This is a genomic window from Rossellomorea aquimaris (assembly GCF_000935355.1).
GTDB lineage: Bacteria > Bacillota > Bacilli > Bacillales > Bacillaceae_B > Rossellomorea > Rossellomorea aquimaris_B.
This window is the reverse complement of the sequence record NZ_JXZC01000004.1, coordinates 223232-249391: the sequence shown is the minus strand read 5'-3', so window position 1 is coordinate 249391 and position 26160 is coordinate 223232. Positions and strand designations below refer to the sequence as shown.

Sequence of the window (26160 nt, the reverse complement as noted above, 5' to 3'; positions counted from 1 at the left end):
CTTCTAAACCCTCCCCTCTTCCTAAAAGACCATTCCAACCTGCACAATCACTCCCATCACCACCATCCGACTACTCCAAATCTCCCCATCTATATTACAGAACGTTTAAATTTTTTTAACGAACAAAATTTCGAGGTCCGTCCCTATATACGTACATAGGTATACAGAAACCCTCCATACAAGCTTTTCATTTTTCAGTTAGCGCTTTCACATCTGTCATACTTTGTAACATTTTGTCGGTGGTAAATATCTCCACCTTCATAACCGACAGAAATCTCCTATACTGTATAGAAGGATATACTGTCTAGAATTCTTATAGTTGGAGGAATATTGATGTTATCAAACTCTGAAATTGGTATCGATTTAGGAACTGCAAATATACTTGTTTATAGTAAAAATAAAGGAATTATACTTAATGAACCATCTGTTGTCGCAATTGACACAGAAAATAAAACGGTATTGGCGGTTGGAACCGAAGCCAAGAGCATGATCGGAAAAACGCCAGGAAAGATCGTGGCTGTACGCCCACTTAAAGATGGTGTGATCGCCGACTTTGACGTGACAACTGAAATGTTAAAACAAGTGATGAAAAAAGCGAGTAAAAAACTTGGATTCTCCATCCGCAAGCCAACGGTTGTTGTGTGTACGCCTTCTGGTGCAACGAGTGTCGAGAGAAGAGCGATTCAGGATGCTGTCAGAGGAAGCGGTGCGAAATCCGTTACACTTATTGAAGAGCCTGTAGCTGCTGCGATCGGTGCTGACTTGCCTGTAGGCGAGCCTGTTGCCAACGTAATCGTCGACATCGGTGGTGGAACAACGGAAGTAGCGATCATTTCTTATGGCGGCGTTGTTTCTTGTAATACGATCCGTATCGGCGGAGACCAAATGGATGAAGATATCGTTCAATACGTGCGTAAACGCTACAATCTGCTGATTGGTGAAAGAACGGCTGAATTGGTGAAAATCGAAGTAGGTCAAGCGTTGATCGACCATGAGGAAAGAACGATGGATATTCGTGGACGTGACTTGGTCACCGGTCTTCCGAAAACGATTGAACTATCATCCAATGAGATTCAAGATGCGTTGAAAGAATCCCTTCTTCACATCCTGGAAACGATCCGTGCGACATTGGAAAATTGTCCTCCTGAACTAAGCGGTGACATTGTTGACCGCGGTGTGATCCTGACTGGTGGCGGAGCATTACTGAACGGACTTCAAGATTGGTTAAGCCAGGAGATCGTTGTACCGGTTCACTTAGCTCCTAACCCGCTTGAATCAGTGGCAATCGGAACTGGACGTTCTTTATCCGTGATTGATAAGTTACAAAAAGTAAAATAAGCTGAAGAAATCCCCCAATGATTTGGGGGATTTTGCTTTGGAAACGACATAAAACCCCAAAACAGATTGATATCCCGGCTTCCACACCAAACTCACCATTTACCCCATTAACAATTTCCCTAAACATATATGATCCAAATTCTTATTTCTCACGTTAGCTTATTAAAATTGAGTTCAGCTCCGTTGTTTAGTATCCTTATTTTATATGTCAAAGATAAGGAGCGTAATATGCCCAATGATCGTCACGATATAGAACTGTACCAGCAAGTTTTAGACAAAGATTCAACTGCATTACGACAACTTTATCAACAATACGAAAAACTGATTTATTCATTCTCTTATAAAATGACAGGTGATCGGGAAATTGCAGAGGAAGTGATTCAAGAGGTATTTATGAAACTCTGGAAAAAACACTCTCCATATGATCAAAGTAAAGGGAAGTTTTCATCATGGTTGTTAACGATGACCAGAAATACTTGCCTTGATGCAATCCGCAGACGAAAGAAACATGAGTCTGTTGAATATATAGAGAAGGACTCCCTGCAGGTCACCTATGAAACTCCGGCCGATCAATTGGAATGGAAGGAAAAAGGAGCAGCGATTCGGGAATGTATCCAGTCGTTGAAAGATGATCAGCAGAATATTGTACAATTATTCTATTTTAAAGGGTTGACTCAACAATCCATTGCCGATTCCACTGACATTCCACTAGGGACTGTCAAGGGAAGAATCCGTTTGGCGCTAAAGCATTTACACACGTGTCTTAAAGGGAAAGGAGGTCAATTCGAATGACTACACACCAATGCGATTACTTACTGGATTACTACAACGGTCATTTATCTGAACTTGAGAGAGCCCAATTTGAAAAGCATCTGGAAAGCTGCCCCCAGTGCCGGGAAGAACTTCATGAACTGGGGCAGTTAGCAGAATATCTGCCTTTCGCATCTGATGTTGTCGAGCCTCCCAAAGACCTGGAAGACCGTGTTTTGGCTAACATTCTGGGTGAAGAGATGCCAAAAGCTAAGGACGAACCTTTCTCCTATAAGAAAAAGAGATCATGGTTCCTCCCTTCTGTCGCAGCCGCCCTGGCTCTTTCCTTAGTCGGGAATGCGTATTTGTTTACGCAGCTTGAGGATCAAAACGAAGTGGTGGAACAAGCAACCATCGATCAGGTAGTACAATATGTCGATCTCGCTGCCGTCAGTGGAAATGCCAAAGGAACAGCCAGTATCATCAAGCAGGGCGAACAAACAAGCATGGTCGTCCAGGCTTCTGAGCTTCAGGCTCTTTCTAACGAAGAAGTCTATCAGGTATGGCTCATTAAAGACGACAAACCTGAACGTGCAGGAACATTTGTCACTAGTAAGGATGGCAAAGGATCGGTCGTATTCAAGTTTAGCGAAGAGTTCACGAAGAAAGATTGGGATACGGTGGCCATAACACTCGAACCGGATGCCAATAGTCAGCTTCCACAAGGGGAAATCGTGCTGGCTTCAGAAATATAAGAATTGTTACCCCGCCCTGCAGTCCATTACTGCTGGGCTTTTTTATTTATTCTCAATAAGGAATTGCACATCTGAAGGTTTAAGAAAATAGACCCAGGGAATTAAGTCCTATTAGAACGGGAGTTGTACAAATCTATTACAGATCGCGCTACATTCTTTTCTACTCTTTTATTAAGGATACATCGTTAAAGAAGGCTCCACTCTCTACATACTTTCACCCTACTTTTATCTCTTTCAAAAAAAGTGCAAAAGTTTTTTCAAAAAAAGTGATCCAAGTTTCAACTCCTCTCGTTAGCTCTATGAAAATATAAAAAACCCAAAAGGAGAGATTCCATTATGAAAATGAGAAAAAGTTATTTAGCCGTCCCTTTAAGTATGACATTACTAGTACCGACTGTAGGTACAGTTTCAGCCCACAACGGTGAAGATCATTCACACGAGGTGAAAGTGGATACTCCAGCAGGAGAATTAAGAACAACGTTAGATCACTTACTTACTGAGCATGCGTACTTAGCAGTGGAGGCTATGAGACGCGGAGCTGAAGGTGCTGAAGATTTTGACGCAGCAGCCGGGGCCCTGAATGATAACGCAGCCGATTTAAAAGGAGCGATCGCTTCTGTATACGGTGAAGAAGCCGGTAATCAATTCAACACAATCTGGACGAATCACATCGGATTCTTCGTTGATTATGTAAAAGCAACGGGTGCTGATGATCAAGCGGCAAAGGACGAAGCACTTGCAAATCTCGCTGGCTACAAAGAAGAGTTCTCTACCTTCCTTGAAACGGCAACTGGTGAACGCTTAAAATCTGATAGTTTGGCAGAAGGACTTCAAATGCATATCAATCAACTGATCGGTGCATTTGATAGTTATGTAGCCGGTGACTATGAAAAGGCTTACGAATACGAGCGTGAGGCTATCGGACATATGGGAATGGTATCAAAAGGATTATCAAGTGCCATCACAGATCAATATCCTGACAAATTTGAAAATACGATGGCTGTCACACCCGCAACGGATTTACGTTCAACTCTTAACCACCTGTTGACAGAGCATGCTGCCCTTGCAACGATGGCCATGCAAAACGGGATTGACGGATCAGAAGATTTCGATGCTTCTGTTGGTGCCCTGAATGCAAATACTGAAGACTTATCTGCAGCGATCGCATCGGTCTACGGTGAAGAAGCAGGTAATCAATTTAAAGATATGTGGTCCAAGCACATCGGATTCTTCGTTGATTATGTAGAAGCAACAGGTGCTGAAGATGAAGCAGCGAAAGAAGAAGCCCTTAAGAACCTGGATGGATATCGTGCAGAATTCTCCAAATTCCTTGAAACGGCGACGGACGGTCGTTTAAAATCTGACGCTCTTGCAGAAGGACTTCAAATGCACGTGGAGCAACTGGTTGGAGCATTTGACAGCTATGTAGCCGGGGATTATGAAAAATCCTGGGATCAAATCCGCATGGCGTATGAGCATATGCTGAATCCGGCAAAAGGATTATCAGGAGCATTTGCCGATCAGTTCCCTGACAAATTCAAAGCCAATATGCCTTCAGAAATGCCAAACACAGGTATGGGTGGAACAGCCGGAAACGAATTCCCGTTCGAATTCCTTCTTGCAGCCCTCTTAATCATCGCTGGCGGAACAACACTTGGAATGAAAAAATACGCTACACACAAAAAATAATCGTAAAAGATGAGAGGGACGGACCTATTAAGGTCCGTCCCCCAGTGTGAAGATGAAAGGAGTGGCTTCACATAATGTATACTATGAGGGTTGTACTACTTGTGCTTGTACTATTGCCCATTTCTGCCTGTTCTGCAGGATTAAGTTCAAGTTCTCAAGAGGAAAAAGCGGAAACACAAACAATCGAAAAGCAAGAGGAAAAGCCGAAATCCCAAATGGCGAGTACCACCACTTCCCCTTCTCCATTTGCTGAGACGATCATTAAAGATGAGCGAAGTGGAATCGTGCCAACGACCATTGAAATCCCGGCAATCGATTTATCGGCACCAATAGAAGCTGTCGGATTAAAGGAAAACGGTGAAATGGCCGTAACCGAAAGTTTCGAGAAGACTGGCTGGTACGAAGGCGGATACAAACCTGGCGAACCAGGAAATGCTGTCATCGGTGGTCATGTCGACAGCCGGAATGGGCCCGCTATTTTTTATAACCTGAACAAGCTTTCAAAAGGTGATGAAATCATTGTTAAGAATAAAGATGACGAAGACCGCACCTTCGTTGTAATGGACATGAAGGAATACCCTTGGGATGACGCCCCCCTTCAATCGATCTTTGGTTACTCCCATGCCAGTACCCTTAATTTGATTACTTGCACCGGCGACTTTGACCGTTCATCAAGAAATTACAGCAAGCGCCTGGTCGTTTATACCGAATTGAAGCAATAAAAAAACAGCACGGACTCTTCCGCTGCTGTTTTTTTATGGATATTTTTACAAGATAGAGAAAGCCTACTAGTAAGGAAGGTGAAGATGATGAATGAACAACAACTCGAGGATTTGTTCAGCTTTTATGGATATGAGGATTTATACAAGCGCTTCAAGACGCCTCTTTATGTGACCGGCATTATGGATGATGCCGACACAGAATTAGTTGAGGATTTCTTTGAGAATTTCACATTCGACGGCCATGTCTTATTTGATGAATTCAGGTTTTGGTTTCAATATTATGAGGTGTCCAAACGTCCGCCTTTTACGTTTTAAAAAAGCTGCTTTCTGTGCGAAACAGAAAACAGCTCTCCTTAATAAGGTCTATCCTGATAGAAATAATTCGTCGAATTCCACGTATTGTCGTATTCTTTATGAAATATATGAGTCGTCGCCGGTGACACAGGTGGAATCAACCATGTCCAGTCCCCGGTCACATCACGGTCAGCGCTCTTTTCGTTCTCTTCAAATAAACGGAATTGCTGAGCAGCCGTATGATGATCGACGATGCTGACTCCATCTTCTTTAAAGGAATGGAGCACGGCGATATTCAACTCGATCAGCGCTTTATCTTTCCACAAAGTTGCCGCTCTCGACATATCCAACCCCATACAGCTCGCTACTTTAGGTAAAAGATTATAACGATTCTCGTCTGCAAGGTTCCTTGCACCGATTTCCGTTTCCATATACCAGCCGTTGAACGGAGCTGCTTTATAGGAGATGCCTCCTATCTTCAATTCCATATCAGAAATGATCGGGACTCCATACCACTTCAACCCAAGATCCCGGAACCAGTCAAATTCAGGGTGGCGTAGGGGAACCTCCAACCTCAGATCAAGATCAATCTCTTTCCATTGTGGAGGTCCGTCCCCGATTTGCACGACGAGAGGCAGGACATCAAAGTGAGTACCCTGCCCTTTCCAGCCGATTTCCTCACATTTCTTCGTAAAATCGATGGAATGCGGATCCCCTGCAAACTGCCCATCCTCAACATATCCAGCATATCTGATCAATTGATGATTCCATATTCGGATGTCCGTTTGGTGCGGTTGAGACGGTCTGAAGATGGTGATCGTCGGACGGATTCTACCATTGTTAGATGCATAGTCAAGGTGCCGTTCTAACGCTTCGAACACCTCAACTTCAGTGGAGGCATCCCGTTCGTCAAACACGTTCAACGAATTCCAGAACAACCGGCCGATACAGCGATTGCTGTTTCTCCACGCCATCTTCGCTCCGTGCACAAGCTCTTCTGTGGTATGGGTATAAGTTCCTTCTGTTTTTAGTTCATCTTCTATTTGTCGTAAGCGAAGCATCATGTCTGTTTCGCTTTTATTCAGTTCCTGATAACATTGCTCAATGAAGGCCCTCGCCTCATCCAAAATCGATGTCAACATAATCGCTTCCCTGCTATCTTATTCAGCGCATGCTGTACCTTTGAGTATACCATTTATCCTATGCACTTTTCCTTGGTACATTTGAACAACCATTGAATCTTAGAGAGTCAGTGCTTTCTCGTAGCAGCGATACTCCTGATGCCCCACTGGTTTAGAGGTGAAATAGACCGATCCCCGGTACTCATAGCCCATCTTTTCATATAGAGAATTGGCTCCCGTGTTCCTTGAATACGCATCTAATCGGATACTCTCGAACCCTTTTTCACGAGCAAGCTCCTCACACTTCTCAATGAATACTTTCCCCAACCCATTTCCCTGCTGAAGGGGATCAAGAAACAATGCATGAATCACCCATTCGTTTGCGAGCTTCCATGGAATCTCCGACCACTCAGGAGACTGCCAATCATTCAAGGTCACTGATCCCGCCACTTTATCATTGACCATTAAGACATAAAGATTGCCGTCATTCATTTCTTCTTTAAAATAGTCACGGCTCGGATATTGATCATTCCATTGAAGCAATCCCTTTTCATCTAGATCTTTCTTGCATCTTATATAAACGTCCATGATGGTATCGAGTTGCTCTGAGCCCGCTTGCTTTAGTTGTATGTTCATGTTTTTTCCTCTTCTTATCATAGAATTTTATGTACTCTCTCTAGTGTTGCTTGATGAAATGATGGTTATACAGGCTCTCCTCAAGTCATATTGAAAAACTAGTGATTTACCCCTTCAGCTTCACTGCCACTCTCTCACCCGCTGAAATCCCGGATAAATAGGCACTTTCAAAACGGGTTCTGCCCGCTTCATCATCTCCCCTTAAAAAGGCATCCCCACAAACGATTACCCGCTGATCCTTCCCGATCTCCACATAAGGAGAACGAACGACTTCTTCTGCCTCGGCATATTTCCACCGTTTCAATTGTGAATCAACTATTTGGTTTTCATCTCCTAGGTGAAGTTCTGCAACCTTTTTAATTTCACCCAAAATGGTATCACCCTCGAGGTCAAACCTCTCCTTCGACCAAGCTCCCGTCATATACACACTCACCGTTACTGTTGAAGAAATTCCTTTTTTGTAGTGATCCACCACCCGTTCTACTCCCGGCGGTAACTGCTCGTCCTTGTGTCCCGGTACAGGTATGATGCTCTCCTTTTCAAATGTGAATAAACCCACGAAACATGGAGCAAATGTGATAGTGTTCATCTCCGTGGCCTCGATTTCAGACAGCAATGTAAGAGCCTGTGGTACAGGAGCCGTTACAATGATATGTTCACCAAGGATCTTCTCACCATTATCCAACTCCACTTCCAGAGGTCCGTCCCTCCCATCACGGATGGAGGAAACTTTTGTGTTGAGTTTTATTGGAAGGGATTCGGCCAGGTTCTTGGCCAGGGCGTTCATACCATTGACTGAGGTGTAGCGCGGGTAGGGATTGCCGAACCATTTTTTAATCCAGCCTGCCTGGAGCCAATTCTCAACGTCCCTTTGAAGTTCTGTGGAGCGCACAGTGAAGAACTGCGCACCGTGATCCGCTTTTCCGTCTTGAATCCGTCTGGTGGCGAGTCTCCCTCCGACACTTCTACTCTTTTCAATGACAATGATATCGGTTATTCCATTATCTTTTAACGTATTGGCAGCCATGATCCCTGACAAGCCGCCACCAATGATGATCACTTCTTTTTTCGACATCCTTCTCTCATCCTCTCTTTTTTCCCATTATACAAAGGTCATTGGAAATAAGGGAAGGGAGATGGCTTCAGCGGCACCTCCCTTCTACATTAATCCATAAAATCTTCTAGCTCCTGATACATTTTGTCCCGTTCCTTCTCTTTCTGTTCTTTTTCCATATATAACTCCTGAAGAATGTCCAAGTCACTTTGTGCGAGAAGCTTTTCTTCAATAGCAAAAATTACTTCTTCAACCCTTTCAAGCTCAGCTTCTATTTCTTCCATCGTCTGCGACGGTTTCATCGGAACAGCTTTAGGCTCTGCTTGTTTTTTTACGGGTGCTACAGGCACTTCCTGTGGGACCGGCTCAGGAAGCTTTTCCTTTGCCCAGCTATAGGGTCCATCAAAGTAATGGAGCTCCCCTTTATGAATCCAGTAGGTTTTCTTAAATAACTTATTTAAAAAGTACCGGTCATGAGATACAGCCAGGATCGTGCCTTTAAAGTCCTCCAGGGCATCCTCCAACACCTCCCGTGAATCTATATCCAGGTGGTTCGTCGGCTCATCAAGGACAAGGAAGTTAATATCCTGATGCATCAATTGGGCAAGGCGCAGTCTCATTTTTTCTCCGCCGCTCAGCTGACCCACTTTCCTGAACACATTCGGCCCATAAAATAAAAATTTAGCTAGTATATGCCGGGCATCCCCCTCTGTCACGGGAACCTCTTCCCTGAACGCATCAATCAAACGGACACTGGGATCCGTCACCGTAAAGTGTTGGGAAAGATAGCCTAATTTCACGTTACTTCCGATTTTCACAACACCGGTATCGGCGGTCTCTTCTCCGAGAAGCATTCTGATGATCGTTGACTTACCGGTTCCATTCTGCCCGACAATCGCGGTACGATCCTTGAAATGGACGAGGAGACCGGCGTCACTGAACAACCTTTTGTCCCCATAAGACTTTGAAACATTCTCCATGGAAAACACGATTTTCCCGCTTCGATCTGTCTCTTCGAATTCCAGGCCCATCTTCTTGCGATCCAGGATCGGGCGCTTGATCTTCTCCATACGTTCCAACGCCCTTTCCATGTTACGAGCCCGTTTATGGAGAGCTTCGTTGGGAGGATTAGCTTGATTCGCCCATTCCTTCAGGCGTTTAATGGCTTCTTTCATTTTCTTGATTTTCTTCTGCTGCTCCTGATAGGCTTGAAATTCGATCATCAAGCGATCTTCCTTTTCCTTCACAAAACCGGAGTAGTTCGTGTGATAAATCGTCAATTCCCCATCCTCTAGGTCATATACCTTTGTAATCACGTTATCTAGGAAATAGCGATCATGGGAAATACAGACTACGGTTCCTTCATACTCCTTCAAAAATTCCTCCAGCCATTCAACGGCTCCAATATCCAGGTGGTTCGTTGGTTCATCAAGGAGCAGGAGGTCAGGCTTTTGCAGTAGGATCAACCCTAAACAAAGCTTTGTCTGTTCACCGCCGCTGCAGTCATTGAAGTCTTTCCCGACTAGTTCACTGATATCAAGTCCGTTCACAATTCTGGAAATATTGGATTCCATTTCATATCCCCCGGCAAGGGTGAATTGGTCCTGAATTTTGCCGTATTCCTCTAATAAACGGTTGAGGATATCAGCATCCTGCTCCGTCCCCATTTGACATTCCAGCTCTTTTAATCGCTCACCGGTCTTGATCAAATCGGAAAACGCAGAGCGTAATACGTCGATTCCCTTGGTCCCTTCCGGATAGTGAGGGATTTGTGCAAGATAACCTACCTTGGCCCCCTTTTTTAAATGAACGAGACCTTTATCAGGGGATTCGACTCCTGATAATAATTTAAATATCGTCGTCTTCCCTGTCCCATTTCTTCCAACGAGACCGATTCTGGCTCTTTCCGGTATTTCAAAGGATAATTCCTCAAATATTAAATGTCCTCCAAACATCTTGCTTAATTCCTGTGCACTGCATAGTATCATGTTCCTCTTCCTTTCGGTCATCTATTTTAAGGTAAGAGGTTCCGTTATGATCACAAAAAAGCCATGAGGAAGCAGACGGCTCACCCATGGCTGATCGAAGTGCGCTGGCACTTCCCCTTTTATTAAAGAAGGAATAAAAAAAGAGAGCGAAAACGCCCCCTTTTTCCGATTCTTTATAGAAAAGTGATTGGAATTGAGACCTCTTACCGTTCAGTATTCATATTCATTTGCTAAAAAAGGGCATACGTGTCCCCTTGAACGCAAATGCATGAAAAATTGCACGGCAAATGTAAATATAGTCTAAATACTTCCCACGCAATCCTACAGAACGATTCATCTCAATTCCACCTCCTTTTCCATTACACGTTAGTTACTATCACCATTATATAATTATTCTGAAAGCTTTTGCAATGTGTTTATTCTTTTCTATACAAAATCCTTGATAGCACAAGGCCGATCACGCCAATCGGTATAAGGATCATGGCACGGATCGTGAAATCAAGAAACACAAGGTCAGCCAGGAAGAATTTCACCAATGCCAGAGCTAAAAAGCTGATCCCCACCCATCGGTAAAAGGCGTCCTTCCTACTTTCACCGTAGATGAGATAAGCAATGGACAGAGCCGCAATCGCTACGGTGAAGGCGGTGGTACGCGGGGTATAATCCCAGCCGATTACAATGAAATCCGTCAATCGTAACACGAAGAACATCACAAGCCCTGTCAACACGACTTTAATCGCCGTTGTCGACACGTTTAAGAAAGACGACTCTTTCTTATTGTATCGGGTAAACAGGTACACATAGCCAAAAGCGATCACAAAAATCGGCAGTTCAATCGTAAAGAAATCATCAGATGCACCGACCAGAACTGCGAGGAAGGAACACATCATCAAAAGAATGGAAGCGATCAAACCAAGATAGCTTTCCCTTCTTCCTGCAAGCCATAAAAGGGCAGTAGCCTGAAGGCCGACTAAGACAAAGCGCCAATCGTATTCGAATAGTTCAAACAAGAAGAGGAGCACATGCAGGAAGCCTAAGACCAGGAGGACATCCTTTGTTTGTTTCTTCTCCTTCGGTTCAATGAACGAAACGCCTATATACACCCCAGCGAAAATCACATAATAAAAGAGTGGGATCCCTGCGTAAATATCATTCAATAATCCAAGAAGAATGAATGAGCCCGTGACCAGAGCCGGAATCATTTCGGCACTCACCCGTTCATCCCGGTTAAGTACGATCAACAGTAAAATATAGGCGTGCTGAATTGCAAATGGAACCAGAACCGTCAGCGTCATCGCCCCTACTCCAAAGGCCGCAAAGAAAAACAATGAAAAATAAAGTAAATAATAATGAATATTCCAGGCAATCCGATATCGTTTCACCGTACTGAAGGTCATTAACACAAAGAACAATACTAACTCATATCCGTAAAACAACCACTCATTCCGTTCGTCCCCTGCGAAAATAAACGGAAACAGATACGCTCCTGCCCCGATCAAGCACAGGACAACTTCAGAACCATGCTTATGCGAAATCCACAGGCCGACAGAAATAATGACGAGTAATAGTAGATTCGTAATGAGTCCACTTATATATCCATATAAAATGTTTGCTGAGAATAACGTAATGATCGAAAGGACGATGCTCCCCGACAGCAGCGTGAGGGCTAATTTCCTTTGATCCCTGATATACCGTTCCCCTAAGAAATACATCACGATACTGATGACAGCCCCCGTCAACACCCTCAACCCAGGCGTAACCCATCCATTTTGAGAAGCAGCCATAAAGCCCCAGATACTGCCTATCAATAGAACAAACAAAAACACTTTTGGAAGCCAGCGCTCCACTGAGAAATCGAATGGTTCTTTTTCGATGAATGGCTCACTTTCCTCAGCAGGTAACTGCTTCTCGGGTTCTTCATACACTTTAGCTTTATGAATGACAGGCACTTCACTTTCACTCTTCGCTTGTATCAACTGCCTCTTCACAAGGTACAGCTCTTTTTCAAGAGTGCTGATTTTTCGTTCCAGGCGTTCAAACTCTTCTTTCTCCATATTTCCACCCCCTACCTTCTATTTATACAGGAAGAGCCCAAGATTTTCCTTTATTTTCTGGAAAGTAGGATAATATTTTTTGACAAAGAAAAAGCTCCACCTTATTGAAAGGTGAAGCTTTGTTTCTATGCCAGTCGTTTAAAGTTTTGACCAAGGATTTCATTCATTGTGTGAACGGTGATGAATGCACGATTATCGACCTGGGTGATGAACCCTTTTAACTTGGAGAAGTCCTTGCGACCAAGGATGGTCGTGATGACTTCCTTTTCATCGGAAGTGAATGCTCCCGTTGCCGTATGAATCGTAGCTCCTTTTCCCAGTTCATGAACGATATAAGACTTGATCTCATCGCTGTACCTGCTTATGATCACAATCTCTTTATTTGAATTGAATTGCTGCAATGCATAATCGATGACCAGTCCGTTCAGGATGACACCGAAGAATGCATACATTCCGACTTGCGGTCCGAATAGTACGGCGGAGGACATGGCGATTGATAAATCAGCCAGTAGAACTCCTCTGCCTACATCTATATTGAAATATTTATTAAAGATCAGGGCCACGATATCTGTCCCACCCGTTGATGCCTGCTGGTTGAACACGATGGCCATACCGGTTGCGGCAATGCATTGACCGATGATCAATTGAATTAAGATATCATCACTTAATGGAGCGCTCATCGGGGCAACTCTCTCTAATAACCAAACGTAGAATGAAAGGGCGAAACTTGCGTAAATGGTTTTCGCACCGAAATTAAAGCCGAGAAAGATCACACCGACGATAAATAATACGATATTGATGATGATCATGAACAGTCCAAGGGATATTCCAGGAAACAGATCGTTCATGATGATCGACAATCCACTGACTCCCCCTGTCGCTAAATTATTAGGCGATAAGAAAAAATGGACATTCACCGAAACAAGAAATGCTCCGAGATTCATCATTAAGAAGGAAAATATTCTTTGTCGCATCACCGCAACCTCCTTTTTCTTTAAAATTTTTTTTGGTTTTCCGTAAAAAGTTGAACAACGGGATTATAAAGCCCATCAAGACCCTTTGTAAAGGGAATACGGTTAAAAAAATAAGGTTTAATAATTGTGAAAATTGGAAGGGTTTGCAGATGTTATGAGGATGGGGTTTAGGTTTAAGGGGTCACATTCAGGGTATAAAAGGAGTTTTAGCCTCCACCGGAAAGTAGCTCCCTTCACCAAAGAAGAGAGCTTTCCTTTTTACCCGTATTGATTCCGCGGTTGGGCAGATCCCATATGAAATTGGGGAATCGCAATTCCGATTAAAATGAGCAGGATTCCAATGAACTGCAAGGGAAGGACTTGTTCCTCCAGGATCCACATGGCTGCAAGGATTGCAGCCGGAAGTTCGGCTGCCCCCATGATGGTCGATAGACTTGAATCGATATGGGGTGTGCCGATGGCGAAGAAGACGACAGGAAGGATGCTTCCGAAAATCCCGACAAGAAATCCGAAGTCAGCCATCTCTACGATTTGCACCGGGTCTGTTAGAAAAGCCGGGCGAAACGCGTTAAGGACGACAAGCAGACCACCAAGGGTGATCATCATACTCTTCTGAATCGTCGGTACTTCTTTCGCCACTTTTCCGCTGAAGAAAATAAACAGGGCGAAGGTGATGGCTGCAAAGAATCCAAATAGGATCCCCATACTGTTTTCCATCCATCTGAAGCCTGATGAAGAGCCGATCCCGCCTGCCAAGAGAGTTCCCATCCAAAGAAACAGTACAGACACCAACTTTTTAATAGAAGGAAGTTTCTTCATATAGATGGTTTCAATCAAAACGCCGATCCACGTAAATTGAAAAAGCATGACAACCGCAATGGAAGCTGGTACTGCATGAAGACTGAGTCCATAAAAGATCCCCGTCATACTGAGCAAAACCCCGACTCCCAGGAGCGAAATCCAATGTTTTTTACTTAGGTTGATTTTTTTCGTAAAAAGAAAAGCCAGGAATAGCATGACCACTCCAAATAAATATTGAACACCCGTCACTTCTGACACGGAGTATCCTTCAGCAAATCCAAGCTTCACGACAGAAGCATGAATTCCGTATGAGCTGGCACCGATCAGCACACAAAGAGATGCGTTTAATGGTTTCATCCCGCTCCCTCCTTTTCTAACTCTCTCGCAAGTATAATCCCCGCTATTTATTTCGGCAATAGAAATATTCGCCCAGAGTTTATCTTGAACTACCCGACCACACTGTCACTCTATAAGGGCTATTTGGGCTCATTTACATTCCAAATCGTTTTAAGGGTTAGAGGATCTTTCCTAATACGGGTGTCCGATTCCGGTTAGATGGATAATCCAGCCGGAAGCTCGGATAATTCAGCCGATCTGTTGGAAAATCCGGCCGAATCGACTGATAATCCAGCCATTTTGTTAGATAATCCGGCCGTTTTCACTAATAATCCAGCCGTTTAACAATTATTCCCACATAATCTTCCAAAATGATCAAAAAAGAACGACCCCATTAATGGGATCGTTCTTCCATATTATCGATTATCAATCTTCTCCGGATACAAGTCATGATTCATCAAGCGGTGGTCTGCCATCGTTTCGTATTTGGTACCAGGCTTCCCATAGTTACAATAAGGATCAATGCTGATTCCGCCGCGTGGGGTGAATTTACCCCATACTTCTATATAGCGCGGATCCATTAATTCGATGAGATCATTCATGATGATGTTCATGCAGTCTTCATGGAAATCCCCGTGATTGCGGAAGCTGAACAGGTATAGCTTGAGTGATTTGCTTTCCACCATCTTTTCACCCGGGATGTAGCTGATATAGATGGTTGCGAAGTCCGGCTGACCGGTCTTCGGACAGAGACTTGTAAATTCAGGACAATTGAATTTCACAAAATAATCCCGGTTCGGATGCTTATTGTCGAATGCTTCCAGGATCTGTGGAGCATATTCGAATAAGTAATTTGTTCCTTGATTTCCTAATAATGATAAATCTGTTAAATCTTCATCTTTTCTTCCTGACATGTAAAAATCCTCCCCTTCAGAGTGTCTCGAATGAAGGAGGACATAGCATTAGCCTAAGAATCGACATAACAGGCAGGTAAATTGCAAAATTTGTTATATCCTGTTACGCTTAAAGGATAACATGTTTAAGATAGTCTCATGTTAGATTCATAGAACCATAGTTTTTTATAGAGGGTTAATGCTATGAACCTCTCTCAATTAGTTGAGCGACAATTAATGTTACAGAGGTTATATTAAATAAGAATACAGGGAAAGTCAATCCAAATATAGGTTGAAATTTTAGCAGGAATTTCAATTCTATCTATTGAATATAGTAATTGGTATTTTTGCTAGGAGTGATCATAAATGAATCAGCTGGTCCAGGCTTTCACCAAGTCCATTCTCGCAGGAGACGTTCATTCTTTGATGGAATTACATTCGTCTTCTATTCACTCAAAAATGGATAATTTCACTTTTTATGAGAAAGTTATCAAACCATCCATGTATAGAATTGGTGATCTTTGGGAGAAAAATCAAATTACCGTTGCAGATGAGCATTTAGCTACTGCTACCCTTAAATATTTACTTGCCACCGTATTTACCCATCAAGAAGCTTTGGAAAACCATCCTAAAGCTCTTTTATTTTGTATAGAGGGTGAACATCACAGTCTGGGACTGGAGCTTGCGAACGAAGTATTCAAAGAAAAGCAATGGAATACCCGTTACTTAGGAGCTAACGTTCCCGTCAAAGATGCTTTAACCTTCATTGATGCCTGGAAACCTCATGCCATTGGAATATCCATCGGTATGACAACGGAACTGTCTCGATTGAAAGAGTGCATCGAAGAGATTAGAGACCATCATCCGAAGATTGAAATTCTAGTCGGGGGACGATTGATTGCAAACTATACCCTCGGTTTTCTGGAAAAATCACAGGTAACCAGTTTTAATGACTTGTTAGAGCTTAATTCGTATCTGACGGATATGTCGGAGCAGCTTGTTTCCCAGAAAGGCTAGCTCTTTCATCTTATATAGCCAAACATCATAAGGTTCAACTGAATGTTATCCCACATGATACCTTCTGTGCAGAACGGGCAATGACGTCCATTAACCTTTCCAAAAGGAGTGATCATGTGGAAAACCTGCATTTATGCCCGATTCCTTATCTACTATTGGATAGGCAGTTTAATTTAATAGATGCTTCTAATACAGGGTACGACCTTTTAAAGCCCGGAGAAAACTTCATGTCCATCATAGAAGAAGAAAGCTCTCCGAAGTTCGCCCGGATCATTCATAAGAATTTCTCTGGTGAAATAGAATTGAATTTGAAGAAAAATGATTCTTTCGAGCTGTTTGATATTTTCTTTCAGTTTTCCGATATGCAACAGTATTTCCATCTTGCCATCATTTCCAAGGACGCTCAATACAAGAAAGTGTCAGATCAAATGAATGGCTTATTCGATCTCATGGGTAAGTCCACCTACCCACGTAAAGAGCCGAATTTGACAGAGGTACTGGCTAAAGTATCTTCTCTTTATTTAAAACTTTCCAATACTTCTGATTGGAATCGGCAAGAAATTATGGATAAAATAAAAGAGATAGAAAATCACCTTCAGCAAAATGTGAAGTGATAAAAACTTATTTATAGGAGTAGACGACATGACTTTATTAACGAACATACTTGATTACAACCAACAGTTTGTACAAGAACAATCGTACGAAGAGTACAGAACCACCAAGTTTCCGGACAAACGCTTAGTCATTCTTACTTGTATGGATACTCGTTTAGTAGAGCTTTTGCCTAAATCCATGAACATGAGAAATGGCGATGTAAAAATCGTGAAAAACGCCGGTGCGGTCGTAAGCCACCCATTCGGTAGTATCATGCGCAGCCTCCTCGTTGCGGTGTATGAGCTTCAAGCAGACGAAGTACTCGTCATCGGTCACCATGACTGCGGCATGAGTGCCATTGACAGCCACAAAATCCTGGACAAGATGAAGGACCGTGGGATTCCAGAAGAAACACTCGACACCGTCAACTATTCCGGCATCGACCTGCACGACTGGCTGAAAGGCTTCAGTTCAGTACAGGAAAGCGTCGCCCACAGTGTCGACATGATCAAGAACCATCCGTTGATGGATAAAAAGATTCCTGTCCATGGACTTGTCATCAGTCCTGAAACCGGAAAGCTTGATCTGGTTGTTGAAGGGTACTAAGAAAAGCGGAGGCGGCTCGTTCAGAGGCGACAAGCATAAGATGAACCTACCGGAAAGGCGTTCTTTGCCTTTTTGGTAGGTTCATCTTATGACCTCGAGCCTCTAGCCGCCGGAGCTGGACATCGAAGAAAAGCGGAGGCGGCTCGTTCAGAGGCGACAAGCATAACCCCAAAAAACCTTGAAGGCGATTTTGCCTTCAAGGTTTTTTTATAGGGACGGACCTCCAATTTTCCCAAAAGCCCGTCCCTATAGCTTTCATATAATTTGACTACAAATTAAAGGTCCGTCCCTCCAGAGAAGTTCTTCAAATCCTTCAAAATCGGCATCTTTTCCATTTCGTCTTCGGTAACGTGTTCCCATTCGATGCCCTGTGGTTTTGGGTATGGGGTGCGGGTTTCTGTGATGCCTTCTTCGGTGACGATCCAGTCGACTGCGAGGTCGTAGGAATCTCTTGGGATGTCGTCTCCTACAAGCTGCTCACTGTTAATGGTGGTGATGACCGGTACTGGTTTGTTTCCAATTTCACGCAGGATGGCATATTCACGGTCGGCATATCCCTCTCCTTTTCCAAGCCTTCTCCCATCACGATGAATCGCAACGGAACCGACGACGATCAGGTCAATATGAGGTATGTCCGTCAGTGGCATGACTTGACCATATGAGTTCATATGCTTGATACTCGCTGCCTTTCTCTCCTCTCCTTTGGGTACCCATTCAGGCTTGATCATGACAAACCCATCCTTCAAGCGCGGTGTTGGAATGAGCAAGGTTTTCCCATCCTTCAACACATTTGCACGAAGTGGAAGCTGTGGTGCATCGGGATTTACCTTTACGACCTCAGCATCTTTGTAAGTATCCATATATCGAACAAAAGTAGCAGCTTTTTCCGCCCCTTTGAAATTCGGGATGCGGCCTACTAACGGAAATGGAAACCGGCCTAATTTATTTTCCGTCAACCGCTTCCATACCTTATTCCTGATTTCATCTTTCTCACTCATACTTTTCTCTCCCCTTTTATCAAAAAAAACCTGGAAATTAGTACTAATTTACTATACAATGAAATCTGTTCAAAATTCCCTTAGGTGGAGGTGAATAACATGTCAATTTATGGATTATTGGTTCTTGTCCATGTCGTTGCTGCAGTCGCTGGACTTGGTGCAAGCTTTGCCATGCCGGTCGTGATGAAAACACCTGAAACCTCCCATCAGGCTAAATTCTCATTAGAGCTTAGCAAAAAGATCGAAACCTTTGCAAAAGTCGGCAGTATCGTTTTACTTATTACCGGTCTCATTATGGGTATTATGAACCCTTATTTATTCAAAACGGGTTGGTATATCGCGTCCATCGTGATTTACATAGGTGTTCAATTCATCGTTGCAGGCATCATGCCCAAAAAAGTGAAGCAAATGGCCGAGATCATCCACAGTCACAAAGGTGATGACGTCCCTGAGTCTTACGGAAAAATCAACTCAGAATTAAAACCATTCAATATCATTATACATAGTGCAGCCATTATTCTTATTATCTTAATGTCTATCAAACCATTTTAATCTGAGTCCGCCAGCCTGCTTTATGCGGGCTGGTTTTTTTATTGAATTGAGCCGGGAGTAGATTAATTCTGGGACCATCATCAGAAGCATGTTCTCTCCCCACTCTCATAAAATAATGTATAAAGGGAGGGATTGGATGAAGGTAGCTCGGGCACGACTTTCAGACTTAGAAGGAATTGTGGACCTTTTTAATTCTTATCGTATGTTTTATCATCAAGTGTCGGATAGGTCTGGAGCAAAACGGTATCTTGAAGGACGATTGTCGCAGGATGAATCTGTCATTTTTGTTGCGATTGAAAAAGAAAGGTATGTAGGCTTCACCCAGTTGTACCCTTCTTTCTCCTCTATTTACATGGAACGGATATGGAAGCTGAACGACCTCTATGTATCTCAAGAAGTAAGAAATCAGGGTGCCGGACAGATGTTGTTGGACGCTGCCAAAAAGCACGCTGAGCAAACCAATGGAAAGTCGCTTATTTTGGAAACCGACTGGGACAATGTTCAAGCGCAGAGATTGTATGAAAAGAATGGTTATATAAAGGAAGAGACCGTGTATCACTACACACTTTCCTTACGGTGAAACGGTTACCTGAGCTCATCGGCCTTGCTCATTCCATGTAAAAACAGTAGAATCTCACAAAAAAAGAACCGGGCGTTCAACCCGGTTCTTTCGTCTATGCCGTAGCTTCTTTTGATGAAACAGTTCTTACACTTTCTTTGTTTGGTGTTTTTTTGATTTTTGGTACAGGAATGAAATAACTGCTAAATGGAACCTGCTGAATAAGTCGGATCAAACCTACACAAATTAATAAAACGGCGACAAATGTGATTGGCAGATACATCATATTCCACGTAGAAGCAGGTAAATATATTTTCATCAAGTGAAGAACAAAAGGATGAACCAGGTAAATCCCCATTGAATACTTTCCTAATAACGTCAGAGGTTTTTTCAGAACACTCCAATGGGAAAGTAAAGGATACATTCCGATAGTGGCAATGCTTAATAGAGGAATATTCAATAAATTGCTTGCTCTTCGGTTCGTAAGATCTCCATTGAGCGTATACTCTACGATTGCTCCTGCTGTTATGAGTATTGATAGGATTAGCATCATCCATGGAAAGTCAGTTGCAAAATCCCTGATTTCATCCCAGAAGAAGGCCAATAGCCCACCGAATGAAAAATAGAACATCCATAACGGCATGAACGATTTACTTGCCATAAACTCTCCGATGAACCCTTCGATTCCAGGATCAAAACCGATCATATTATAACTGATAAAGAATGAAATGACCGTTAAAATAATCAATCCCATTTTCGTTCTGAATACCTTTTGCAGGATAGGAAAAATAAAATAAAATTGAACGATAATAGCAATAAAATAGAGATGATAGAAGTGACCGCCTGTAAAGATTTTAACAAGCTCTGTTTTTATTGCTCCAATCTGTTGATTATCAAAATAATAGAGTAAGAAACGATAGACCAAGCTCCATAATATCAAGGGCATAATGATTTTCGATATTCTGGAAGAGATAAATTTATTAAAGGAATACGTGTTTCTTTTTACTTGATAGAATAATAGAAAACCGGCAATCACAACAAATATAGGCGTTCCAAAACGGCCTACTTGATTTAAAAAGTATGAAAACCAATTGAACGTATTATCATTCATTGAGTAATAAGTAGCTGATACGTGAACTCCCAATACAGCTAAACAAGCAAATGCTCTTAAAAAATGAATTTCAAAAAGATATTTTTTCTTTTGTGTTGACACGGTCTCTCCCCTTTCTTGCTGTCAATATCATAGGTAATTGTAATAGAATCAGGCATAAAAATCCGTGAACAAATGTAAAAAGCAACTTTTGTTCTAAATCCTTATAGAATACTTTCATACCATCGTTCCTTTAAGAAAACGCCTGTCATCAGCGTGAAAGGTATAAAAGATTAAATTCGCTAATTTTCTTCATTTGCAAAAATAAGAACAATGTCTTATTAGAGTACACTAGCCATTTTTATACAAATATCGACAAAATTCAACACCAATTTACTTGAAAAAGAGGGAATAAGTGGATAAGAAATGGTCTCAAACTAACTAAAATAGACCGCTTGAACAATCCAAGCGGCCCCTATCTATATCCAAGACTTAGGGCACCGATCTTCCTGACATGTGACCTTCGTCTGCAACTTCATATACTGATACATTAGATAGGCATGTCTTCCTTCTCGAGTATCGGGATCAATATGGTTCCTAAGCTTTCTCATAAACATTCGGTCACACTGACAACTTGGACCGTATCGCTCATAGCACAGGTCATGGTCTTTACATGCTGCGTCAACTGAGTTGATGGGGGCGCCGGGTCCGCTGCATCCCGGTCCGCACCACTTGTATCCCGGGAAAATACACAGATTTGGACCTGTCTTCATTCTTCTCATATCCTTCGTCCTTTCTACTCACTTTGCACATTAGTACGTTTTGTTTCTCTCACAAGGGGAAATACAATCCATGTAAGCAAATTAATTACTCTATTCTATGCATCACGCTTCCGTCAGGATTGTCCTGACGCCTATCTGACTAGAAAGAAAACAAATAGGAGGAATGAATAATGGCAACTTTTCATTTAAATGATACGGTACCAAATTTCACGCTCCCGGCAGTTTCAGGTGAGACATTCTCGTTCGAGGACCATCAAAAAGAGCATCAAAGCTGGCATCTCATCGTTTTCTTCAGGGGCTCATGGTGCCCGGTATGTCAGGAAGAGTTAAGAGAACTTCAAGCAAACAAAGAGGATTTTGAAAAACATAACGTTCACATACTTGCGATTTCCAGTGATAAATTGGAGGACTTACAGGAGTTTGCGAACAAAGAGGATTTAACATTCCCAGTATTAGCCGACGAAAAACTGGAGGCCATCAAAGCCTATGATGTGTTCTATCACGGTGAAGATGCCCCCTATGAGGATCACGGACAGCACGGTGAACCGGCATACTTCCTTGTGAACGAAAAAGGACAAACCATGTACCAGCAAAGACAGACGAGCCCCTTTGGCCGTCCACATGCAAATGAACTGAGAAAAATCGTGAAGTATATTCAAAAAAACGTTAAATGATATCAGAAGAGGGACGGACCTTGTTACTCAACAAGGTCCGTCCCTCTTCTTAATGCAAGCTCCAAACTCTTTTGTGCTTCTACAACCGTATGAGGCTGTTTTTCATGATGACCATATAGAAGCAGGACGACGTTGGTGTAGACGGCTTTGAACCGGGCATATTCCAATTCGACTTCCTCAACCTCGCCATATTCTTTGAAAAACAACTCCCTTCCAGCAGGATTGAGATAACTATATGCTAGATTTAAATCAATGGCTCGATGGCCAATGTGGACGTCGCCCCAATCCAGAATACCTGATAAGATCCCGTTCTCATTCACAACCACATTTTTAAAATGCAGGTCCCCATGAACCAGCCTGGTTTCTGGGGGTAATGGCTTTTTTGGTACGTTTGTAAGATAGTCCATTAACTTTCCAACCTGGTGAAAAAGGTTTAATTCTCTGATTTCATGAATGTTTTTTTCCAAGGCCGGAATCCGTTTTTCAACATCTAACCGGTCCAATTCATCATAAGGTACCCCCTGTTTCCCGGCCTCTGAAACATCCGTAAGATGCAGCTTCTTTAGAAACCATGCCAATTTGAGGGCTGAATCCCCTCCTCTATTTACCCCACGTGCTCGGGATGGAATTGTTCCTTCAACGTACCGGTAGCCGAGAAAGGGCCATTTGTATTGAGGGGAAGGCTCTCCAAAAAAGATCGGTACCGGGATTTGGAGTCCAAGGCTAATATCATCGAGCAGTGGTAAGAGCCTTCCTTCTGTTTCTAAAAGCTTCACGGCGATCTCCCTTCTTGGAAACCGGAAAACCCACTCATTGTTTACGTTCATAACCGTGTTATCGAAACCATAGTCAATGATGTCCATTTTTTCAGGATGAAGTTCCGGAAATTGATTCTGTATTAATGTTTTTGCCTGACTTATTGTGACAGCAATCTCAGCATCCCAACTATTCGCCACATCCTAACCACCTTTCTCAAGTGTTATTCTTTGTAGAACCTAAACTCCATGTGATAAGTTTCAATTAATCGGAAAAAAAAATTTCCAGTTAAATTACGAGGAGGAATCATGATGTTACCCGAAAAGCAGCAACAAATTCAATTAGTCGCCCGTCCTGAAGGAATGCCTGTAAAAGAGGATTTTAACTTCAAAGAGATTGAAGTTCCTAAACCATCCAAAGGACAAGTATTAGTCAAGACTCTTTATCTTTCCGTGGATCCCTATATGCGGGGCAGAATGTCTGATGCCAAGTCGTATGTAGAACCCTTCCAGTTGAACGAAGCGTTGGCTGGCGGAGCCGTTGGAGAAGTCGTTGAGTCAGAATCCGGACACTTCCAAAAAGGTGATTTCGTGGTAGGAATGCTGCCTTGGCAGGAGTATTCCCTTGCCGATGAGAAGCAGGTCCGCTCCATCGATCCGAATGTCGCCCCTATTTCTACTCACTTGAGCATACTGGGAATGACTGGATTGACCGCTTATTTTGGACTCCTCGATATTGGCCAGCCAAAAGAGGGGGAAACCGTGGTGGTATCGGGCGCTGCAGGTGCAGTCGGCTCTGTAGTTGGACAAATCGCCAAAATCAAAGGAGCCCGTGTTGTCGGGATTGCAGGTTCAGATGAAAAAGTAAGCTACCTGACAAATACGCTTGGATTTGACGAAGGAATCAACTACAAAACAACGGACAATATCTATGCTACGTTAAAAGAAGCCTGTCCAAACGGCATCGATGTGTATTTCGAAAACGTTGGTGGCGAAATCGGTGACGCTGCCCTAAGTTTACTAAATAAACATGCACGTGTACCAGTGTGCGGAGCGATTTCTTCTTACAACAAAACGGATCGCGATCTGGGACCACGCGTACAAACCAGATTGATCAAATCAAGCGCACTTATGAAGGGATTTGTCGTCAACGACTACAATGACCGCTTCAAAGAAGGAGCAACAGAACTTGGCCAATGGCTTTCCCAAGGAAAACTCCAATACGAAGAAACCATCACAGAAGGCTTGGAAAACGTAACCGAAGCCTTCCTCGGACTCTTCCAAGGCAAAAACATCGGCAAACAACTCGTCAAAATCGCCGACCCAGGCAAATAACCTAACTTGAGGGACGGACCTTCATTTTCACTCAAATCCTATTCATTCAACATTTTGGTTGAAGGATTGAGTGAATGAGGTCCGTCCCTCTGTCTTTACTTCTTCATTACATTTCCAGAAGCGAGCCCGCTTACTCACTTAACCCCCTTTATATAAAGGTTTCAGCTTAATAAATGGGTGGAACGAGGTCCGTCCCTCGCACATCCCCATGTTTACCCCTACCCATTAAACGGGAAAAGGAGGAGGTATGAATATGAAACAGTTTTACAAGGAGGAGTAAACGTGAAGAAGTATCAGTTGTATATTAATGGTGAGTTTGTGGATAGTACGTCGAAGGATACGCTGGACGTGATCAATCCTGCGAATGAGGAGACGATCTCTTCCATTCAGTTGGGGACGGAAGAGGATGTCAATCACGCGATTGATGCGGCTCATTCTGCTTTTCTTTCGTGGGAGAAGGTCCCTTCCAAGGAACGTGCTTCCTATTTATATAAGATAGCCGATAAGCTGGAAGAACGAAAAGACCAGTTTGTTCAGATGCTGACCGAAGAAAACGGCAAAACATTGAATTCATCAGAAGATGAGCTGGATGTTGCCATCGAGTATTTCCGCTACATGGCTGGTTGGGCGTTAAGGTACGAAGGCGAAATTCTTGAGAGTGAACGCTCCAATGAAAACATTCTTGTGTATAAGAAGCCGATCGGCGTCGTAGCGGGAATCGTTCCGTGGAACTTCCCGATGTTCATTCTGGCCAGGAAAGTGGCCCCTGCGATTGTGACAGGTTGTACCATTGTCCTGAAACCAAGTCAGTATACACCAAATACGGCATGTGAGTTTGCTAAGATCATAGACGAAGTCGGGCTGCCAAAAGGAGTCTTCAACCTTGTGACCGGTAAAGGGTCCGATATCGGGAACCCAATGTCCAGTCACCCCAAAGTACGCATGGTATCCATGACGGGAAGCTACCCGGCTGGTTCAAAAGTAATGGAAGCCGCGTCGAAGTCCATCACAAAAGTAAATCTGGAGCTGGGCGGTAAGGCTCCTGCCATCGTCACCAAGCATGCAAATATTGACCTTGCCGTTGAAAAGATCAAAACGTCAAGAATCACCAACTCCGGGCAGGCATGTACGAATGCGGAAAGGGTGTACGTCCACGAGGATGTAGCAGAAGAATTCATCAGCAAAATGACCGAAGCGATGAAAAACACGACAGTCGGGGATCCGACCAACCGGGACAACGACATCGGACCTCTTGTGAATAAAGATCGACTTGAAACCGTAACTGAAATGGTCAATACAGCAGTAGAAAACGGGGCGAAAATCCTTACCGGCGGGAAACCGCTCAATGTGGATAAAGGGTTCTACTACGAGCCTACCATTCTCATAGATGTAAAGCAGGATATGGACATCATCCAGGAAGAGATCTTTGGACCCGTCCTTCCCATTATGACATACAAGGATTTCGATGAAGTCATCGAACTGGCCAACGATACCGAATATGGCCTCTCTTCATCCATCTTCAGTGAAAATCTCCATGAAATCATGAGAGCCGCCAATGAACTTCGATACGGTGAAACTTTCGTCAATCGTGAAAACTTCGAAGCCATCAACGGTTTCCACGCTGGCCGCGGTCAATCAGGACTTGGTGGAGCAGATGGTAAACACGGACTTAACGAATACCTGGAAACACATGTTGTTTATCTTGAGTACGATGAGAACTATAAAGGATAACAACCTAAAGAAAAGCCTGCCCGCTTTAATCCTAAAAGCGGGCAGGCTTTTTCAATGGAGAG

The 26160-nt window shown here is 43.2% G+C and carries 27 protein-coding genes; 14 read left to right on the top strand and 13 right to left on the bottom strand.

Annotation, left to right across the window (positions count from 1 at the left end):
• Positions 1-333 precede the first annotated feature (333 nt).
• From mreBH to TV75_RS13035, 6 genes are all read left to right on the top strand, one after another.
• Positions 334-1338, top strand: a complete 1005-nt coding sequence (gene mreBH / locus TV75_RS13060; RefSeq protein ID WP_044339203.1) for a rod-share determining protein MreBH — start codon at positions 334-336, stop codon at positions 1336-1338.
• Positions 1339-1566: 228 nt separating this feature from the next.
• Positions 1567-2130 carry an RNA polymerase sigma factor gene (locus TV75_RS13055; RefSeq protein ID WP_044339202.1) on the top strand — a complete coding sequence of 188 codons (564 nt, stop codon included), beginning with the start codon at positions 1567-1569 and terminating at the stop codon, positions 2128-2130.
• Entirely contained in the window at positions 2127-2843 is a 717-nt protein-coding gene (locus TV75_RS13050) for an anti-sigma factor (protein ID WP_044339201.1), read from the top strand. The genes TV75_RS13055 and TV75_RS13050 overlap by 4 nt, the downstream gene beginning before the upstream one ends.
• A 336-nt stretch (positions 2844-3179) precedes the next feature.
• A complete protein-coding gene (locus TV75_RS13045; RefSeq protein ID WP_044339200.1) occupies positions 3180-4532 on the top strand; it encodes a hypothetical protein in 1353 nt (450 codons plus the stop codon).
• A gap of 74 nt (positions 4533-4606) precedes the next feature.
• Positions 4607-5254 carry a class F sortase gene (locus tag TV75_RS13040; RefSeq protein ID WP_044339199.1) on the top strand — a complete coding sequence of 216 codons (648 nt, stop codon included), beginning with the start codon at positions 4607-4609 and terminating at the stop codon, positions 5252-5254.
• An 84-nt stretch (positions 5255-5338) separates the two neighbouring features.
• Positions 5339-5569: a hypothetical protein gene (locus tag TV75_RS13035; protein ID WP_253275534.1), complete on the top strand. Its 231-nt coding sequence runs from the start codon at positions 5339-5341 to the stop codon at positions 5567-5569.
• Between the two features lie 38 nt (positions 5570-5607).
• Here the strand turns inward: TV75_RS13035 and TV75_RS13030 are convergent, their stop codons facing one another.
• From TV75_RS13030 to queF, 9 genes are all read right to left on the bottom strand, one after another.
• A complete protein-coding gene (locus TV75_RS13030) occupies positions 5608-6690 on the bottom strand; it encodes a nitric oxide synthase oxygenase (RefSeq protein ID WP_044339198.1) in 1083 nt (360 codons plus the stop codon).
• A gap of 99 nt (positions 6691-6789) precedes the next feature.
• Entirely contained in the window at positions 6790-7305 is a 516-nt protein-coding gene (locus TV75_RS13025; protein ID WP_044339197.1) for a GNAT family N-acetyltransferase, read from the bottom strand.
• Between the two features lie 106 nt (positions 7306-7411).
• Positions 7412-8380, bottom strand: a complete 969-nt coding sequence (locus TV75_RS13020; protein ID WP_044339196.1) for an NAD(P)/FAD-dependent oxidoreductase — start codon at positions 8378-8380, stop codon at positions 7412-7414.
• A gap of 89 nt (positions 8381-8469) precedes the next feature.
• Positions 8470-10347, bottom strand: a complete 1878-nt coding sequence (gene abc-f, locus TV75_RS13015) for a ribosomal protection-like ABC-F family protein (RefSeq protein WP_044339195.1) — start codon at positions 10345-10347, stop codon at positions 8470-8472.
• A gap of 223 nt (positions 10348-10570) precedes the next feature.
• Positions 10571-10684, bottom strand: coding sequence for an RAxF-45 family protein (locus TV75_RS22545; RefSeq protein ID WP_098351140.1), 114 nt, complete (start codon positions 10682-10684; stop codon positions 10571-10573).
• A gap of 79 nt (positions 10685-10763) precedes the next feature.
• The gene (locus TV75_RS13010; protein ID WP_044339194.1) at positions 10764-12401 is read right to left on the bottom strand and encodes a DUF2339 domain-containing protein; all 1638 of its coding nucleotides are present in this window, start codon (positions 12399-12401) and stop codon (positions 10764-10766) included.
• A 125-nt stretch (positions 12402-12526) separates the two neighbouring features.
• Positions 12527-13375, bottom strand: a complete 849-nt coding sequence (locus TV75_RS13005) for a YitT family protein (RefSeq protein WP_044339193.1) — start codon at positions 13373-13375, stop codon at positions 12527-12529.
• Positions 13376-13633: 258 nt separating this feature from the next.
• A complete protein-coding gene (locus TV75_RS13000) occupies positions 13634-14533 on the bottom strand; it encodes an EamA family transporter (protein WP_044339192.1) in 900 nt (299 codons plus the stop codon).
• 395 nt (positions 14534-14928) lie between these two features.
• The gene (gene queF / locus TV75_RS12995; protein WP_044339191.1) at positions 14929-15426 is read right to left on the bottom strand and encodes a preQ(1) synthase; all 498 of its coding nucleotides are present in this window, start codon (positions 15424-15426) and stop codon (positions 14929-14931) included.
• Positions 15427-15771: 345 nt separating this feature from the next.
• Between queF and TV75_RS12990 the strand changes: the two genes are divergently transcribed.
• From TV75_RS12990 to TV75_RS12980, 3 genes are all read left to right on the top strand, one after another.
• Positions 15772-16422, top strand: coding sequence for a cobalamin B12-binding domain-containing protein (locus tag TV75_RS12990; RefSeq protein WP_052504556.1), 651 nt, complete (start codon positions 15772-15774; stop codon positions 16420-16422).
• 116 nt (positions 16423-16538) lie between these two features.
• On the top strand, positions 16539-17036 hold the full coding sequence (locus TV75_RS12985; protein ID WP_044339190.1) for a hypothetical protein: 498 nt from the start codon (positions 16539-16541) through the stop codon (positions 17034-17036).
• A gap of 28 nt (positions 17037-17064) precedes the next feature.
• On the top strand, positions 17065-17622 hold the full coding sequence (locus TV75_RS12980) for a beta-class carbonic anhydrase (RefSeq protein ID WP_044339189.1): 558 nt from the start codon (positions 17065-17067) through the stop codon (positions 17620-17622).
• 275 nt (positions 17623-17897) lie between these two features.
• Here TV75_RS12980 and TV75_RS12975 read toward each other — a convergent pair whose 3' ends face one another.
• Positions 17898-18620, bottom strand: a complete 723-nt coding sequence (locus tag TV75_RS12975; RefSeq protein ID WP_044339188.1) for a 5-formyltetrahydrofolate cyclo-ligase — start codon at positions 18618-18620, stop codon at positions 17898-17900.
• 99 nt (positions 18621-18719) lie between these two features.
• Between TV75_RS12975 and TV75_RS12970 the strand changes: the two genes are divergently transcribed.
• Positions 18720-19172, top strand: coding sequence for a DUF2269 family protein (locus TV75_RS12970; protein WP_044339187.1), 453 nt, complete (start codon positions 18720-18722; stop codon positions 19170-19172).
• Positions 19173-19308: 136 nt separating this feature from the next.
• A complete protein-coding gene (locus TV75_RS12965; RefSeq protein WP_052504555.1) occupies positions 19309-19752 on the top strand; it encodes a GNAT family N-acetyltransferase in 444 nt (147 codons plus the stop codon).
• Between the two features lie 94 nt (positions 19753-19846).
• On the opposite strand, the gene TV75_RS12960 is transcribed toward TV75_RS12965, so the two are convergent.
• Positions 19847-20944, bottom strand: coding sequence for an acyltransferase (locus TV75_RS12960; RefSeq protein WP_044339185.1), 1098 nt, complete (start codon positions 20942-20944; stop codon positions 19847-19849).
• A 356-nt stretch (positions 20945-21300) separates the two neighbouring features.
• Complete coding sequence (locus tag TV75_RS21540) at positions 21301-21594, bottom strand: phospholipase (RefSeq protein WP_082051278.1); 294 nt, start codon at positions 21592-21594, stop codon at positions 21301-21303.
• 179 nt (positions 21595-21773) lie between these two features.
• On the opposite strand from TV75_RS21540, the gene TV75_RS12955 reads away from it, so the two are divergent.
• Entirely contained in the window at positions 21774-22277 is a 504-nt protein-coding gene (locus TV75_RS12955; RefSeq protein ID WP_044339184.1) for a peroxiredoxin family protein, read from the top strand.
• 23 nt (positions 22278-22300) lie between these two features.
• Here TV75_RS12955 and TV75_RS12950 read toward each other — a convergent pair whose 3' ends face one another.
• Entirely contained in the window at positions 22301-23233 is a 933-nt protein-coding gene (locus TV75_RS12950) for a phosphotransferase (RefSeq protein WP_044339183.1), read from the bottom strand.
• Positions 23234-23341: 108 nt separating this feature from the next.
• Here TV75_RS12950 and TV75_RS12945 point away from each other — a divergent pair, with 108 nt between their 5' ends.
• Entirely contained in the window at positions 23342-24367 is a 1026-nt protein-coding gene (locus TV75_RS12945) for an MDR family NADP-dependent oxidoreductase (RefSeq protein WP_044339182.1), read from the top strand.
• 282 nt (positions 24368-24649) lie between these two features.
• Positions 24650-26098 (top strand): aldehyde dehydrogenase, encoded by a 1449-nt coding sequence (aldA, locus tag TV75_RS12940; RefSeq protein WP_044339181.1) that lies wholly within the window; start codon positions 24650-24652, stop codon positions 26096-26098.
• Positions 26099-26160 lie beyond the last annotated feature (62 nt).